The organism is Bacillus nitroreducens (assembly GCF_964021195.1).
Genome location: NZ_CAXHYI020000001.1, coordinates 15181 through 31001 on the forward strand (window position 1 = coordinate 15181; position 15821 = coordinate 31001).

The window sequence follows — 15821 nt, forward strand, 5'->3', positions numbered from 1 at the left end:
AAAGCATAAATGAATCTGCATTAGCAAAAAATGTATATATGAAAGGTTATGGGAGGATGTTGGAATATGAATATTCCAGAGTTAGTTTTTCGAATTACACTTGGTTTTTTCTGTTTATATACATTAACGAGGTTAATGGGAAGAAAAGAGATTAGTCAAATGACGTTTTTTAGTTTTGCTTCCGCTATAGCAATCGGGTCCATTACAGCAAACCTATTAACCAATCCTAGCTTTAGTATTCTTCATGGAATCATCTCATTGACTGGCTGGGCAATCATCACTTTATTAATTGATACGATTGAACTGAAGTCAAAAAAAGCGCGAAAATTATTAAACGGTGATCCTATCATTATTGTAAAAAACGGAGAACTTCTTGAGAAGAGTCTTCGTAAAAGTAGACTTGACGTTGATACAATGAATACATTATTAAGGCAACAAAATGTTTTTTCAATCAAAGAGGTTGATTATGCGATCTATGAAACCAATGGAAAACTATCTATATTGAAAAAAGAAGAAGATTTGGCAGTGACGAAAGGTGATATGAATATCGCTTCAAAAACAAAAATCTTTTCCCTCCCTACAGAGATAATCGCGGATGGAAAAGTGTTGACCAAGAATTTGGCAGAACTTGATTTAAATCATGATTGGCTCATGCAACAATTAAAACAAGTAGGTATTTCAACTCCGAAAGATGTAATGTATGCAGAAGTCCAACAAGATGGTTCACTGTTTATAGGCCATAAGGAACAGATGGTACATTAATAAAATGCGCAAGATCCTAAAACAAAAAATACACTTGCGACAGTCTTTCATGATAACTGCTTGTTTAAAAGCGATCTAACTCACGGTAAAACAATAGGGTCCATCACTGCCCACCTTTCACTCGATCCACGTTATGATGATACAAAAAGTTTCAAAAATTAAAAGATTCTTTTTTTAAAAACAATGAAGCCTTCCACACGAAAAAAACCACTGGGGAAGTGAATCCCAGTGGTCATCTTTTTAAACATGTAGTGATTCAGCTTGCATCTGGTACATTTGAGAATAAGTACCACCAAGAGCTAACAATTCTTCGTGGGTACCTTGTTCTTTTATGATACCTCGATCCAACACAAGAATGCGGTCTGCATTTTTTATCGTTGAAAGACGGTGTGCAATGATAAACGTTGTTCGTCCCTTTTTGAGTACATCCATCGCATGTTGAATGATCTCTTCTGTTTCCGTATCAATGTTAGAAGTAGCTTCATCCAATATGAGAATGGCAGGGTCAAAGGCGAGGGCACGAGCAAATGAAATAAGCTGGCGTTGACCAGATGACAACGTACTTCCTTTTTCAATCACGGGTTCATCAATCCCTTTTTCGAGATTTTTAAGTACACGATCTGCACCTACTGCTCGCAAAGCTTCCTCTACTTTTTTCCTTGTAATCCTTGGATTATTCAAGCTTACATTTGAAGCGATTGTCCCTGTGAACAAATATGGATCCTGCAAAACGATTCCCATGTGTTGACGGATGGACTGCCTTGGCAATGATGTTATATCGATTCCATCGATATAAATACGTCCTTTTGATGGATCATAAAATCGGAAGAGTAGATTCATAATCGAGCTCTTTCCTGAGCCTGTATGACCAACTAGTGCGACGGTTTCTCCACGCTTTGCTTCAAATGATACATGTTTTAATACATACTCATCGTCTTTATAGGCAAACGTCACATCATCGAAGACAACATGCCCTTTATATCTCGGTATCGTATCCTCAGAGACAGCTTCTCCCTTTTTATCCAACACATCAAACACTCGCTTCCCTGCAACAAGAGAGCGCTCTAATTGGGAAAACTGATTCACGACATTTGTAATGGGATTAAATAGTCTTGTTAAATAATCAACAAAGGCGTACAACGTTCCTGCAGATGCCACCTCACCAATTGATAATGATTGAGTTCCAAAATAGATGATGAAGATCGTAAACATGATGAGACGTAATGTATTGACGAGATTAAATGATGTTGCGGAATCTAATATTAATAATTTTCTTCCGTATGCATAATGCTCCTCGTTCATCTCATCAAACTCTTTCGTCATTTGTTTTTCACGACGGAATGCCTGAATGATCGTCATTCCTTGAATCGATTCATTGATCATCGCGTTAATATCTGCAATTTTTTTACGGATCACTTTGTTATATTGGGATGCGTATTTCCGATACAAAATCATCCACAAATAGATAAGTGGAATCATTAGCAATGCAAGCATCGCCAGTTTCCAATTGAGGATGAAGAGCGCAATATAGACACCCGCAATTGAAATAAAACTTGTCGCAAAATTTGAAAGCACCTGAACATATAAATTTCTGACTGCTTCCGTATCATTTGTAACACGTGCGACAATTTTACCAGCAGGAAGTTGGTCAAAATATTGAATGGGCAATGTATGAATATGCCCAATCACATCCTGACGTAATTTTTGTATCACTCTATTTGCCCCCACTTGCAAATAGATATACATGAAATATCTCAATACTGCAGTTGCGATGGCTAATAGTAGATAGATACAAAGTAACCAGGCTATGGGGCCAACTGCGATATTCCCAACGACCATATGCTCATCAATCATGTACTTTGCAAGAAATGGACCTGCAAGGTCGGTGATGACAGCCAGTGTTAAGAAAAACAAGCCAAGAAAAATTGGTTTCTTGTAATACATTGCATATGTGATTAATCGTCTACCCGTACTCATGTGCCGCCCCCCTCTAACTGTTGACGGTCAAATTGTTCTTTATACCAGCCATTTAGTCGTGTGAGTTCTTCGTGCGTTCCTTGTTCTATAATTTTTCCCTCATCGAGGACGATAATATGGTCAGCATGCCTTATACCAGATAAACGATGTGTGGTAATAATCGTCGTTTTGTCCTTTCGTTCTCGTTGAATATTCTCTATGATTTTAGCCTCCGTTTTTGCATCAACAGCCGATAAAGAATCATCTAGGATTAATATTTCGGGATCCTTGATGAGTGCACGTGCAATGGACACACGCTGCTTCTGTCCTCCTGATAAGGAAACTCCTTTTTCACCAACAAGGGTTTCCAGACCCTGCGGTAGGTTTTCCAAGTCTTTTTTAAAATAGGCCAACTCGATCGCTTTATCGATTTCAGCGTCAGTCGCATCTTCTTTTCCAAATAAGATATTTTCACGAATAGTGCGTGAAAATAACACATGATCCTGGGGAACATAGCCAATCCAATCAAGGATTTGTTCTTTCGTTTGAGAAGCAATGTCTATCCCATCAATCCTTAGTTGCCCCTCTTGGAGAGGATATTCACGTAATAATTGCCGTAAAAATGTTGTTTTTCCCGCACCTGTTTTTCCCACGATTCCTAATGTTTCTCCTCTTCTCAAGCGCAAAGAAATATTCTGGAGATTCTTTACCTGACTTGTTGGATACTGGAACATTAAATCGTGAAAACCGATCGTATTTGGACTTGGAACCGCAACTGGATGCTTTGCATTTTTTACATCTGCTTCGTATTGTAATGTTTCTTGTACTCGATCTAGAGATGCATTTCCTTGTTGCATCACATTAATCAGTTCACCAATTGCAAAAATAGGCCATACAGCTAGCCCTAGATACACATTAAATGTCACGAGTTGACCAATTGTCATTTCACCATTGGTTACAAGGAATGCTCCATAGCCTAAGGCGACAACAAAACTGATGCCAGTTCCAACCTTTGTAATTGGACCAAATAATGCATTTATTTTCGCTGTATCCATATTTTTTTGATAAACTTCCTCACTCTTCTCAGCAAAAACTTTTTCATCTTGCTTCTCCTGTACGTAAGCACGAATGACTCGTACGCCTGCGACAGACTCTAGCACATTATCATTTAATTCACCAAAAGCGTCCTGCGCTTTCATATAGCGTTCATGGACAATTTTTCCTAAATATTGAATGAGCACCGCCATAATTGGAACGGGTAGCATCGCGAAGAATGTTAGTTTCCATGAAATCATGAACCCCATTGCAAAAATAATGGTACCGAGAAATAAGGTAGAATCAATTAAGGTCATGATTCCAAAACCCGCTGTGAGTGAAACCGCGTTCAAATCATTCGTTGCACGAGCCATTAAGTCACCCGTTCTGTTCTTTTCATAAAATGTTGGCGTCATGTCTAAAAACTGTAGCATGAGTTTTCGACGCATGAGTTTTTCTAGATTCAAAGATCCTTCAAACAATCGGTACTGCCAGTAAAAATTCAGGAAGTAACCAACTACAATAATCCCTACAAATAGAAGTACATATTGAATCAATACGGCTCTTGTCATTTCACCCGCTGTTATGATATCAATTACGGATCCTAGTAAATAAGGTGGTATTACTTCCAATACAGTAGCAATCATTAACAAGACGATAGCGATGGTATATTGAAGCCAATATGTTTTGTAAAACCAACGTAACTTACCTAATACTTCAAACATGTCTCATACCTTCTTTCTCAACCCAGACTACCAAACAAGAGCTACCCACTATCAAGCAATTCCTTGTTGCAAATCAATACTCTTTGTTTTTTCCACATTGTCTTTCTCCCCTTTTTGAAAGTTCTAGGCGCCACCCCAATTCCAGCTAAGTAAAGGCACGTCCTGTGCCTCGCGCTGGAATCCTTGCCGTACTAGTAGAGGCGACAATCATAAGCTAAGCCTGACGCAAAAGCGTATTTTACCTTCCGCAGGGATTGGCTTATTACCTCGAGCCGATAGCACCCAGAGCTAGACTTAATCCACTAAGAAAAAATTTCCAGACACAAAAAAGATGCACACCCTAAATAGAGCGTGCATCTCTATAGGAGGTATAGTTGGCGTACCTATACCTCATATTAGTTTGGAATGATAAAGTCAAACAAATAGAAGGTATGGACAATGTATAGGATTGTAGATTTGGTTTCCAATCATTAAGTTTCTCATTGTCCTTTCCTCCTTTGCCATTTTTTTCTTAGTGCTCTTGAAGATTAACACTTTTTTCATACAATTGTCAACTATCAAATTATTATTTTATATCCTAAATTTTTACAAAATAATCGACATATTAAGAATTGATGACTCGATTGTCCTCTTCTTTTGGCACAGTCTCGCCCCCAACAGGCTCTTTTATAATTTCAATGTCCCCTTTTCGCTTTAAATACCATTTTTCAAAATCCAGTACAAATGGTAATGGCAGATCATTTATTGTTTCAATATGTGTCGGAATCGAACGATTCAATGTTGTAATTGTCGCAATTTGGAAAAACCTTTGTAGTCTTGACTGCGAATATGACATTTCAATCACATTTCTTCGCTTTGTGACAAACATGCGGGTCGTTAATCCACCTTGCCACCATTGGACCTGGTCATCTTTCACAGCGTATCTCGTATGAAGAAAATCAAGAATTCGCTGCAAGATGATTAATGATAATAGGATTAGAGACAAGATCCACCACATTTGTTCGATACCAAATAGCTCAGGCTTGAAATAAATTAATGCAGCCGTTGCGATAATCCAGAGCCAGCTTGGTCGCACTAATTTTACCCATAAGGATTTACGTGGTAACCTTTCTAACTGAATGGTTTGCAACTGATAGCTTGGTAGGATTTCTTCGATTAAGTCGTACGCTTTATTTATAGGTAAAAATGGATAGAGAGAATTCACATTGACCGATTCATCACCACTATTCGGATTCGCAGAACTGATCAATTTCACTTCCACTAAACCAAATACTCGTTTGAGAAATGTTTGCTTCATTTCTAAGCCTTGAATTTTACGTTTTTCAATTGCAAAAAAACTTTCGTCAATTACTCCCCGATTGATATAGATGTAACGAGCATCAGATGAAATTTCATATTTTCCATAACGGATGAATGTTCTTCCGACCCCAATTGTAACGGAAATGATCACAGCGAAAATAAGAATGATCACAAAAAGCCATTTACTTGCAAGTAATACTTGAAAGAAGCCCTTTAGCTTGTCTGGATCAGGTAAAAACGGTTCTACAAAATCCAAGCCTGCAAAAATAAGCGGAATAATGGCTAAGAAGCTCAAAGAGGTAAAACTCGCTTTCCATAAGTCTTTTTTCTCTGGTGTAAAATGAATCGTGCGACTTTCCTCTTGAACAGTCTTCTGTTCTAGTTCCTCATTCTCCTGAAGTGTTTCATCATTTTCATGGTGTAGGAGATCTTGTTGCTTACCTGGTTGAACCAACTCAATTAAAAATTCCGCATGTTTTTTCGATATGACCTCAAACTGAATCGAATCGTCTTCCCCGTCCATTGCCGTTTCAAATGTCAGGGATGTAAGGCCAAATAGTTTATGAAATACCGTTGTTTTCCTTGTTACGTTCTGAATCCTGGAAAAAGGGATGGTACTCGTGCGTTTAACAAATAGTCCTTTATGTATATGAAATGTCCTGTCCTTCCACTCATATTTCTCTACAAACCAAGATGCGAATATGTAGAACAATCGTAACCCTACAAATAGTAAAAACGCATATCGTCCATAAACAAAATACCAAGCGTCTGAACTTCTTCGTATCACAAATAAAAGCAGAATGAGAAAGAAGCTATTCTTGATTAATTCATAGATCTGAAAACCAATACTAAGTGGATGATATCTCATCATTCATCAGCTTCCTTCAACTTTGCATATTCTGCCAGTCTTTCCCTTATTTCAAGAGCTACATCCTCTTCTAAGGCAGGAATAGTATGGGAAGAACCCATTGTTTCAACTCTAATCGCACGAGCCTTATAACGCTTCATAATCGGCCCCTGACTCGTGGAAACAGACTGAATTTTTGTCATCGGCACGGTTACCCATTCTTTTGTTAAAACGCCATAACTCAATTGAAGATATTCATCATCAATCTGATATCTCCAAGTTCGGTACAAAAGCTTAATTTCAATTAAGGACCAGATCGAACCAAGTACAGCAAACACAAGAACTGCAATCAAAATCCATAACGCCCATGTCGGCCATGAAAAATAATGATTTAGCCAAAACAATACCGCTATCACCAATAATCCAATTAGATTAGAAATCGAATCAGATATCAATCGTATTTTAGGAAAAGCAGGCGACAATTGATTTTCTAATTTTCCTTCACTCACACCAAGCACTCCTTTTGATAAATCTTCTGTCTTAGCCATATTTACGATAAAGATAGGCATAAAGTTTCATGATTTCCTATTTTTATAGAAGTAGTTTGGATACATAAAAACATTCATCCTCTTCCGCAATGTTTCTTAGTTAAAAATAAGATAAAAATGATACAAAACCGACATTTTTTGAGGCAGTTTTCATACACTGCTTTTAGAGGTGATGTAAAGTGGCAAGAGTGAAATATACAGACAAGGATGTTGATTTAGTCGCAAGGATGATGAGGGCAGAAGCAGAAGGTGAAGGACGACTAGGGATGCTAATGGTTGGCAACGTGATTGTCAACCGAGCTGTAGCCGATTGTTTAGATTTTAAAGATGTAAGGACAATTCGTGAAGTGATTTATCAAGTACAAGGAGGAAATTATTCCTTTGAAGCTGTCCAAAAAGGAAACTTATTTTATAACCCCGCTAGAGAGGTTGAAAGAAAACTAGCGAGGCAAACCTTAACCTTTTGGCGCGAGCACCCTTCAAAGTATTCTCTATGGTATTTTAATCCTTATGGTCCATGCCCACCTTCCTGGTACAGTCAACCATTTAGTGGTCAATTCAAACAACATTGTTATTACGAGCCACAAGCAAATACATGTGATAGTGTTTATCGAGGTTAACCCCCATTTGATATGGGGGTTTCAGACTGTTGACAAACGCTCGCATACTTCGTTGCAAACCTCACTCGTCCGCTCATGAAGCAACTTCTATTCGCGTCTTCGATCGGTGAGCGCACCTTGTCTGACAAGCGTTTTCAAAGACAGTCTGGGAAAGTGAATCTTACTATTCTATAAAAAATGAGTGTAGACTAAAGTCAAGTTTGACCTTGCCTACACTCTCTAACCCCATTTGACATGTTTTTTTTATAGAGTCCTTTTTGGTTTTAGAACAATTAAGACGACTGTGACAATTATAGGAGGAACTTCACGTAAAAGCTAAGCAATAACTTTTTTTACCTTGTTTTTAAAAATTTCACTACTCCTCACCCTGTATAGAAATGATTATGATTTATTCACTACCGCTTCAAAGGTGATCATTTGACTTGATTTCGTAGGATATTGCCCGAATTGATAGTCCGCCGATATTAAAATCTCTTTAAATCCAATTTGTTCAAGTACCATTTTAAATTCTTCAACACCATACCACCTAAGTGGAAACTGCTCTAATTCCGTTTGGATTAATTGACCATTACTCCATTTTTCGTATCGATGATGAGAAATGGTGAATTGATTGATAAAGTCAACTTTAACCCGTTTACTTTCCAATGTAATCATTTCACCTTTATTCGTTTCCCACGTTCTTGTTGATGGTTTATCAAGCGTAAAGTTATCTTGTAAAAAGAGATCGAGGATTAACTTACCACCATTTTCGAGATGGTGATAGAAATTTTTTAAAGCTTGAATTGACTTTTCCCTTCTGTGTAATAGAAGAAAGGTACCTGTAGGGATGATAATGGCTTGATATTTTTTAACTAAGAAAAATGATTCCATTTCCCCTTTAAAAAGATTCGGTTTTAATCCTCTCTTTTCACAGTTATGACGACAAATTTGTAACATGTCCTCCGATATATCAAATCCGTCTACGTTTAAACCTTTTTCTAATAATGGGATGAGAATCCAACCTGTTCCAACACCTGGCTCAAGAATATTCCCTTCACAAGCTTTTAATCGTTCACTATAGTACTCAACATCCCCATATGATAGTCCGATATATTTATCAATGTCATATACTTCTGATGAGAGTTTGCTATAATATCCCAACATCACTGATTCTCCTATTGCAGTTAATGAAAAGACTGTGTTCGTTTTTGGCACGATTGATTTTTCGCTGCAGGCCTTAGAGACAACCTATTAGCAAACCGCACGTTCTTATAATGTTTTTAATCGTGCCATGATTTCTGCTGTCACCTCTGAGGTCGTATGTGCGCCTCCGAGATCAGGTGTATAGATCCCATCACTGGTTACACTCTCGATGACATTTAACAGCTGTGTGCCAAGTTCTTCTTCACCAAGATGATCCAACATCATTTTAGCAGTCCAAATCTGACCAATCGGGTTCGCAATTCCCTTGCCTAGAATATCAGGAGCTGATCCATGGACTGGTTCAAACATGGAAGGGTATTTTCCATTTACATTGATATTCGCAGCAGGTGCAACACCGATACTTCCCATAATGGCAGCACCTACATCAGTTAAAATATCTCCAAACAGATTGCTTGCGACAATGACATCGAATTTTTCAGGACGTGTTACAAAGAAGGCAGCCAATGCATCGATATGCTGTGAGTCGGTCGTGATACCTGGATAATCTTTTGCAACGTCCTGGAATACTTCATCCCAAAATGGCATGGAGTAGACAATTCCATTCGATTTTGTCGCACTTGTCACATGTTGTTTTCGTTTTTTAGCTAATTCAAAGGCATAGCGCATCGCACGTTCTGTCGCTCTTCTAGAAAAGACAGCATTTTGAATCGCTATTTCGTCATCCCCTTGGTAGATTCTGCCCCCAACAGAGCTGTACTCCCCTTCACTATTTTCACGAACGACAATTAAGTCAAAATCTTTTGGGTTCAGAAGTGGTGAACGTATCCCATCTAACAGCTTTGCAGGTCGAATGTTAATCACTTGCTCAAATTCCCGACGTAGCTTGATCAATAAGCCCCAAAGAGAAATATGGTCTGGAACTAATTTTATGTTGCCAACAGCGCCCAGGAAGATTGCATCGAAATCTGCAAGTCTATCAAGACCATCTGGGTCCATCATAGAACCGTGCTCCAAATAATATTCACAACTATACGGAAATTCTTCAAACTCAAATGATAATCCACCATGTAGATCTGACACCGTTTTCAAAACATCGATGGCTGCAGGTACAACTTCCCTACCAATCCCGTCTCCTGGTATCGACGCAATCTTCCATTTTTTCATAAGTGATTCCTCCTTTTAGCTAAACCCTTTGGTTCAAATGGTAACATATTAGGTATCTCAAGTTAATTAAAAACTCATAATATATACTGATTAGACGTTCTTACGATTCAAACTTCAGCGCCATCGTACAAGGCTATCACACAAGGCTCTTTTTATTATGCTCGCACTTATGTTGAACAAAGTAATCACAAACACAATTCCAAAAAAGCAATTGATCAGATCAATTGCTTCTAGGTACAATATAAAAATCTTTTATCATTGCATCAAACCTTGCACCATGTCCTTCTTCGCTTCGACAAAAAAATAGTTCGATATAGAGCATTTTACTCTAACCGAACTACTACAAGATTATGAAAACTTCGCATCAATATTTCGTATATGTTCCATATCTTTTTCCTTCACCAGTAAGCTTACAGCTACAAAGGTAATGAGTGAGAAAAGCACTGGAAGTACAACTGAATGCATTCCAAATGGTTCTGGGCTAAAGACATGGATAAGTATATAGCTTCCCACTCCAACGATAATAGAGGTAATCGCACCGTATTTATTTCCACCACGCCAGTACAACCCAAGGACGACTGGCCAAATAAAGGCAGCCTCAAGCCCACCAAAGGCAAATAAGTTCAGCCAAATGAGTAAATCTGGAGGATTGATTGCCATGAAAAAGACAAGTACGCCAACTAGTGCCGTTACTGACATACTCACCTTTTTCACCGTGATTTCCGATGCATCTGGTTTTATATAATTTAAATATATATCCTTTACAATGGAAGAGCCCACGATTAACAATAAAGAGTTGACAGTAGACATGATTGCTGCCATTGGTGCAGAAAGGACAATTCCTGCTAACCAAGGTGGTAAAACCTCCATCGCTAGGAGGGGCATCACTGTATCTGGGACCTCGATTCCTGGGATGACGGCTCTTGCAAATACTCCAGATAAATGCATCCCAAGCATAATAAATCCAACTACAATAGTTCCAATGATCATCGCTTGATGCATGGCTTTTGCATGTCTATAAGACATCGCACGAACCGCAATTTGTGGTAAACCAACAACACCAACGCCAACAAGAATCCAAAATGAGGATAAATACAGTGGAGTAAGCGAACGATCATGTCCAAATGGAGATACTAGATTTGGATTTTGCGCTTGTAAATCGCTCATTATTGATGGTATACCCCCACCTGCAATAATGGTTCCGATTAAGATGATAAATGTCCCAACAAACATAATAATTCCTTGTATCGTTTCGGTTAAAGCAACTGCACGAAATCCACCGATGGTGACGTATATTAAAATCGAAACCGCAAAAATAAACAGTGAACTTGTATACGACAATCCTGTTAACGATTCAATTAACCTTCCTCCTCCAACCCATTGGGCAGACATTGATGCAAACAAGAAAATAATAATACTAATGGCAGATAACAAAACAACCCATTTTGAATGATAACGTTCCTTTAAAAAATCAATGACGGTTACAGCATGGATTTTTCGGGCAACGATTGCGAATTTTTTTCCTAATACAGCCAGAACAAAATACCCAGTGACCACTTGTATCATTGATAGCAAGACCCATCCAAGTCCTATGTTGTAAGCTGCACCAGGTCCACCAATAAAGCTACTTGCACTTCCATATGTAGCTACCATTGTCATCGCAAGCACAAACCCGCCAAGCTCCCGACTTCCTAAAAAATAGTCTTGGAGAAATCCAGACGATTTATTTAAGCGACTAGCCGCATAAATACCTACAATAAAAATGATCACTAACAGGCCAATAAAAGGTATCATGACTTCCCAATTCATAGGGAATCCCCTCCCTCATCCTCATCAAAGGGGACCTCTTTAAAGACCCATTTAACAAGTAGTATGACCAAAAACACAACAACGACAAATCCAACAACACAGCTATAAAAAAACCAACTTGGTAAACCAGCAATATATGTATACTCATCGACTGGCTTTGACCCTAATCCATAGGCGAACCCAAACCACCAAATGAAATTAAAAATAGCCATTCCTATTCCAATCAGTGATTCTCTTTTCGCAATTTTAAAGCGAGGATCACCTGATATTTTTCGTTTTTTCATGTACACGACTCCTTACTCTTCTCAATTATGTAAGATTCATCCTTACTCCTTAGCCTGCCCTATCATTCCTACTACACATACACTCGAGACTGGTAAAACCGCATGAAAAAAAGCTACCTAAGAACCAAGCTTAGGTAGCTTCCTTACTCGTTATTCAGCTGAATCTCCATCCATTAAATAATTGTAATTTGAACGTTTGACTGGTTCAAAACCTGGCGGAGTGTAGAAACGCAACAAGTCACCATTTACAACTTTATCTGAAGTTGCTAATTTTTCTTCAACAATATCTTGTAGCTTTTTCGCCGTTTCAAGCTGATCATCTTCAATTTCTATTCCAGTTGAAGAATCATAAAACTTACCGTCAACTGAAGAAATCGTTGGACTTACGAAGTCACCATTACGGAAAGGAATCACTTCATCATGTTGCTCTGACAACAGGTCAGTTCCGAACATAACATAATCCTTCGTCTCAATTCCTAACAAGTGCATGAGTGTCGGAAGAAGGTCAATTTGACCACCATATTGGTGCATCACTCCACCCTCCATTCCTGGAACACGGATAAACAGTGGTACACGTTGTAAGGCTGCATTATCAAATGGTGTAATCTCTTCTTTCTCAAGAACTTGTCTCATCGCTTTGTTATGGTTCGCAGAAATTCCATAATGGTCCCCATACATGATGATAACGGAATTATCATATAATCCTTTTTCCTTCAAATCATTGAAGAATTGCTCTAATGCTTCATCCGCATATCGTGCCGTTTGGAAATAACGGTCAACTGAACGGTCACCTGTTGTATGTGGAGCAATCGTTGCATCCTCATCACTGATACGGTACGGATAGTGATGCGTTACAGTAATAAACTTTGTATAAAATGGTTCTGGTAATGTTTCTAATAGATCCGCAGATTGTTCGAAGAATGGCTTATCCATTAGTCCGTATTCTGCTAGATCTTCTGGATTCATTTGATAATAACTTGAATCAAAGAAATGATTAAAGCCAAATGATTTATAAATCTCATTACGGTTCCAGAAACTTCCTGAGTTACCATGGAACACCGCTGATGTATAGCCTTGTTGCCCAAGGATAGCTGGTGCCGCTTGGTATGTGTTCATGCCTTTTGTAGTAAAAGCAGAACCTTGTGGAAGACCATATAATGAGTTTTCAAGAATAAATTCCGCATCAGCTGTTTTACCTTGTGCAGTCTGATGGAAGAAATTATCAAAATAAAGCGTGTTTTCGTCCTTAGTTAATGAGTTAAGGAATGGTGTAACCTCTTCCCCATGTAACTCATAATCAATTAAGAAGTTTTGAATGGATTCAAGATGCACATAAATCACATTCATTCCTTCACCAATTCCAAAATACTTTGGATTAGGTTCAGCATAATTTGCCTTTGTATAGTTAATGACCTCAATACTGTCGTTACTGTCCGCTAACGCGCGTTGAGTAGAAGCTTTCGTACTCTGAACAGCATCGTAGATTGTGTAGTTATACATACCCAAATATTTCACGATATAGTGACGATCAAATCCGCGTGTTAAAAGTTGTGGACGGTCTGCCTCAGCAAGCGTAAGGTTAACCGTAGAAATTAAAATCGCGAATGCATAAAGCGCGGCAACTTTTAACCCCTTCATCTTCGTAGTTGTTTCAACCTTTACCACTTTAAACACAACAAGTGCAAGTAAGATAATCCAGTCAATAAAGAACAAGAAATCATACGGTTTTAACAGGGAAACAATACTTCCACTTACATCACCAAAGTTTTGTGTTTGGAACAAGGTTGGTAATGTAATAAAATCACTAAAGAATCGGTAATACATAATATTTGCGTATAAAAGGAATGACATTAGAAAATAGATAATGAGTAGACGTCTATATCTCTTTTTCCCTTTACCTAAAAAAGCAAATCCTAAAAAGAATAATGCAGACCCAAGTGGATTTAAGAATAATAAAAAGGTCTGTAATGAATTATCAATATTTAAGTTGAACTCAGTTAATTGTGAAATATACGTTTTCATCCAAAGGAATAGTACTGCTAGTAAGAAAAAGCCAAAAAAGTTAGTGAAGATATTTTGACCACGTTTTAGTATGTTCTTTTCCATGATTGCACCTACCTTCAATCTAAACTAAAATTTAATTCAATTCTCTACCAAAACACAAAGACCATTTTATCAAGAAATTATGAACAAATTATTAACATCCGTAATAAAATTTACATCTGCAACACATTCATTTACTTTACTATGTTTATTTCAAAAGTCAAGAGTACTAGAAAACCCCGAAATTTTCTTGCAATTATTGTAATCCTTTTCATCCCTGCCTGTACACCTTTTTTACAAACATTAATAAATTACGTAGGTCCCAATGTAAATATGACAATTTTTCTTAAGCAAAAGTCAAGACACATTCTATTGGATTCAATTATACTATTATAATGGAAAGTTAATTTTTTTTGAAAGGGCTATTAGGACTATGTTTATCCTTGGGATTTTAATTTTCATTTTGTTTTATGTCGGAATGTGTAGTTATTTTGGGTATATGGGCTGGGTGTGGCTCAAACGATCATTTGCTTTCAAATTTAAGAAAACGTATATATTAATCATTTCTGTTTTATCGTTATCCGTTTTTGTCGGCTACATAACTACTTCTTCCTTTTTCATCACTCTTGGATATTATTGGCTAATCCTGACAGGATTTGGCCTCATTTTACTTCCAATTGCAACTCTATTATTTTTTCTATTTAAGAAGAAAAGAATTCGTTCTATTGGTTTTGGCGTACTTGCAGTATATCTAGTTCTTTTTAGTATTGGGACGTATTACGCATGGAGCCCAGTCATACAAACTTATGATGTGACCATCAAGAAAGATGTCGAACGGAATGATCTGAAAATCTTAATGGCTTCCGATTTTCATCTTGGTAGTATTGTTGGTAAAAAGCATTTAGAAAAGTTTGTCCATTTAATAGAAGAAACTCGTCCAGACATCATCTTAATTCCAGGCGATCTTATCGACGATTATATCGAACCCTTCATTAAAGAAAACATGGGCGAGATAGTATTGAACGTTCGTGCACCACTTGGCGTTTATGCAACACTAGGTAATCATGATTATTATGGAAACGACAATCAACGGATCGTGGAAGAAATGGAAAAGCTAGGTATTGAGGTTTTAACCGATGAAGTGATCATGTTGGAAGATGATATTTATATCATTGGTAGAAATGATGATACCGATAAAGATCGAGAAAACATCCCAGAGCTTGTTGCCGCTCTTGACCCATCAAAACCAATGATTATGTTAGACCATCAACCGAATGAGCTAGATGTGGCTACTGAAAATGGAATCGACTTGATTGTATCGGGACACACCCACCGTGGACAAATATTTCCTGGAAGTCTGATCACCAACATGCTCTACGAAAATGACTATGGCTGGTTGAAAAAAGGCGATATGCACTCGATTGTATCCTCTGGTTTTGGGACGTGGGGGCCACCACTAAGAATCGGAACGAGATCTGAAGTGGTTATGATTAATGTGACATTTAAGTAGAAAAGGGACAGTCGTGTGCTTTATATGAATTTTTACTGCACCATTACTGATTTTTGTAAACCTGTAGCGGAAATCA

The 15821-nt window shown here is 37.8% G+C and carries 12 protein-coding genes; 3 read left to right on the forward strand and 9 right to left on the reverse strand.

Annotated features, from left to right (window positions below; genetic code table 11):
- Positions 1 to 66: 66 nt before the first annotated feature.
- On the forward strand, positions 67 to 762 hold the full coding sequence (locus tag ACWPVE_RS00085; RefSeq protein WP_453989700.1) for a YetF domain-containing protein: 696 nt from the start codon (positions 67 to 69) through the stop codon (positions 760 to 762).
- A 240-nt stretch (positions 763 to 1002) separates the two neighbouring features.
- Here ACWPVE_RS00085 and ACWPVE_RS00090 read toward each other — a convergent pair whose 3' ends face one another.
- The 4 genes from ACWPVE_RS00090 to ACWPVE_RS00105 all read right to left on the reverse strand — a co-directional run bounded on the left by ACWPVE_RS00090 (position 1003) and on the right by ACWPVE_RS00105 (position 7133).
- Positions 1003 to 2739 carry an ABC transporter ATP-binding protein gene (locus ACWPVE_RS00090; RefSeq protein ID WP_453989702.1) on the reverse strand — a complete coding sequence of 579 codons (1737 nt, stop codon included), beginning with the start codon at positions 2737 to 2739 and terminating at the stop codon, positions 1003 to 1005.
- Positions 2736 to 4478 carry an ABC transporter ATP-binding protein gene (locus tag ACWPVE_RS00095; RefSeq protein WP_453989704.1) on the reverse strand — a complete coding sequence of 581 codons (1743 nt, stop codon included), beginning with the start codon at positions 4476 to 4478 and terminating at the stop codon, positions 2736 to 2738. The genes ACWPVE_RS00090 and ACWPVE_RS00095 overlap by 4 nt, the downstream gene beginning before the upstream one ends.
- Positions 4479 to 5082: 604 nt before the next feature.
- Positions 5083 to 6648: a PH domain-containing protein gene (locus tag ACWPVE_RS00100; protein ID WP_453989706.1), complete on the reverse strand. Its 1566-nt coding sequence runs from the start codon at positions 6646 to 6648 to the stop codon at positions 5083 to 5085.
- Positions 6645 to 7133, reverse strand: a complete 489-nt coding sequence (locus tag ACWPVE_RS00105; protein WP_453989708.1) for a PH domain-containing protein — start codon at positions 7131 to 7133, stop codon at positions 6645 to 6647. Before ACWPVE_RS00105 ends, ACWPVE_RS00100 begins: the two co-directional genes overlap by 4 nt.
- A gap of 218 nt (positions 7134 to 7351) precedes the next feature.
- Here ACWPVE_RS00105 and ACWPVE_RS00110 point away from each other — a divergent pair, with 218 nt between their 5' ends.
- Positions 7352 to 7792, forward strand: coding sequence for a cell wall hydrolase (locus tag ACWPVE_RS00110; protein WP_453989711.1), 441 nt, complete (start codon positions 7352 to 7354; stop codon positions 7790 to 7792).
- Positions 7793 to 8173: 381 nt separating this feature from the next.
- On the opposite strand, the gene ACWPVE_RS00115 is transcribed toward ACWPVE_RS00110, so the two are convergent.
- The 5 genes from ACWPVE_RS00115 to ACWPVE_RS00135 form a co-directional block, all read right to left on the reverse strand.
- Positions 8174 to 8935, reverse strand: coding sequence for a class I SAM-dependent DNA methyltransferase (locus ACWPVE_RS00115; RefSeq protein ID WP_453989713.1), 762 nt, complete (start codon positions 8933 to 8935; stop codon positions 8174 to 8176).
- 105 nt (positions 8936 to 9040) lie between these two features.
- Positions 9041 to 10099, reverse strand: coding sequence for a tartrate dehydrogenase (locus tag ACWPVE_RS00120; protein WP_453989714.1), 1059 nt, complete (start codon positions 10097 to 10099; stop codon positions 9041 to 9043).
- A gap of 348 nt (positions 10100 to 10447) precedes the next feature.
- Positions 10448 to 11908: a sodium/pantothenate symporter gene (panF, locus tag ACWPVE_RS00125; protein WP_453989716.1), complete on the reverse strand. Its 1461-nt coding sequence runs from the start codon at positions 11906 to 11908 to the stop codon at positions 10448 to 10450.
- Positions 11905 to 12192 carry a YhdT family protein gene (locus ACWPVE_RS00130; protein ID WP_453989718.1) on the reverse strand — a complete coding sequence of 96 codons (288 nt, stop codon included), beginning with the start codon at positions 12190 to 12192 and terminating at the stop codon, positions 11905 to 11907. Before ACWPVE_RS00130 ends, panF begins: the two co-directional genes overlap by 4 nt.
- A gap of 150 nt (positions 12193 to 12342) precedes the next feature.
- Positions 12343 to 14298, reverse strand: coding sequence for an LTA synthase family protein (locus tag ACWPVE_RS00135; protein ID WP_453989720.1), 1956 nt, complete (start codon positions 14296 to 14298; stop codon positions 12343 to 12345).
- 370 nt (positions 14299 to 14668) lie between these two features.
- On the opposite strand from ACWPVE_RS00135, the gene ACWPVE_RS00140 reads away from it, so the two are divergent.
- Positions 14669 to 15745, forward strand: coding sequence for a metallophosphoesterase (locus tag ACWPVE_RS00140; RefSeq protein ID WP_453989722.1), 1077 nt, complete (start codon positions 14669 to 14671; stop codon positions 15743 to 15745).
- The last annotated feature ends 76 nt before the right edge of the window (positions 15746 to 15821 follow it).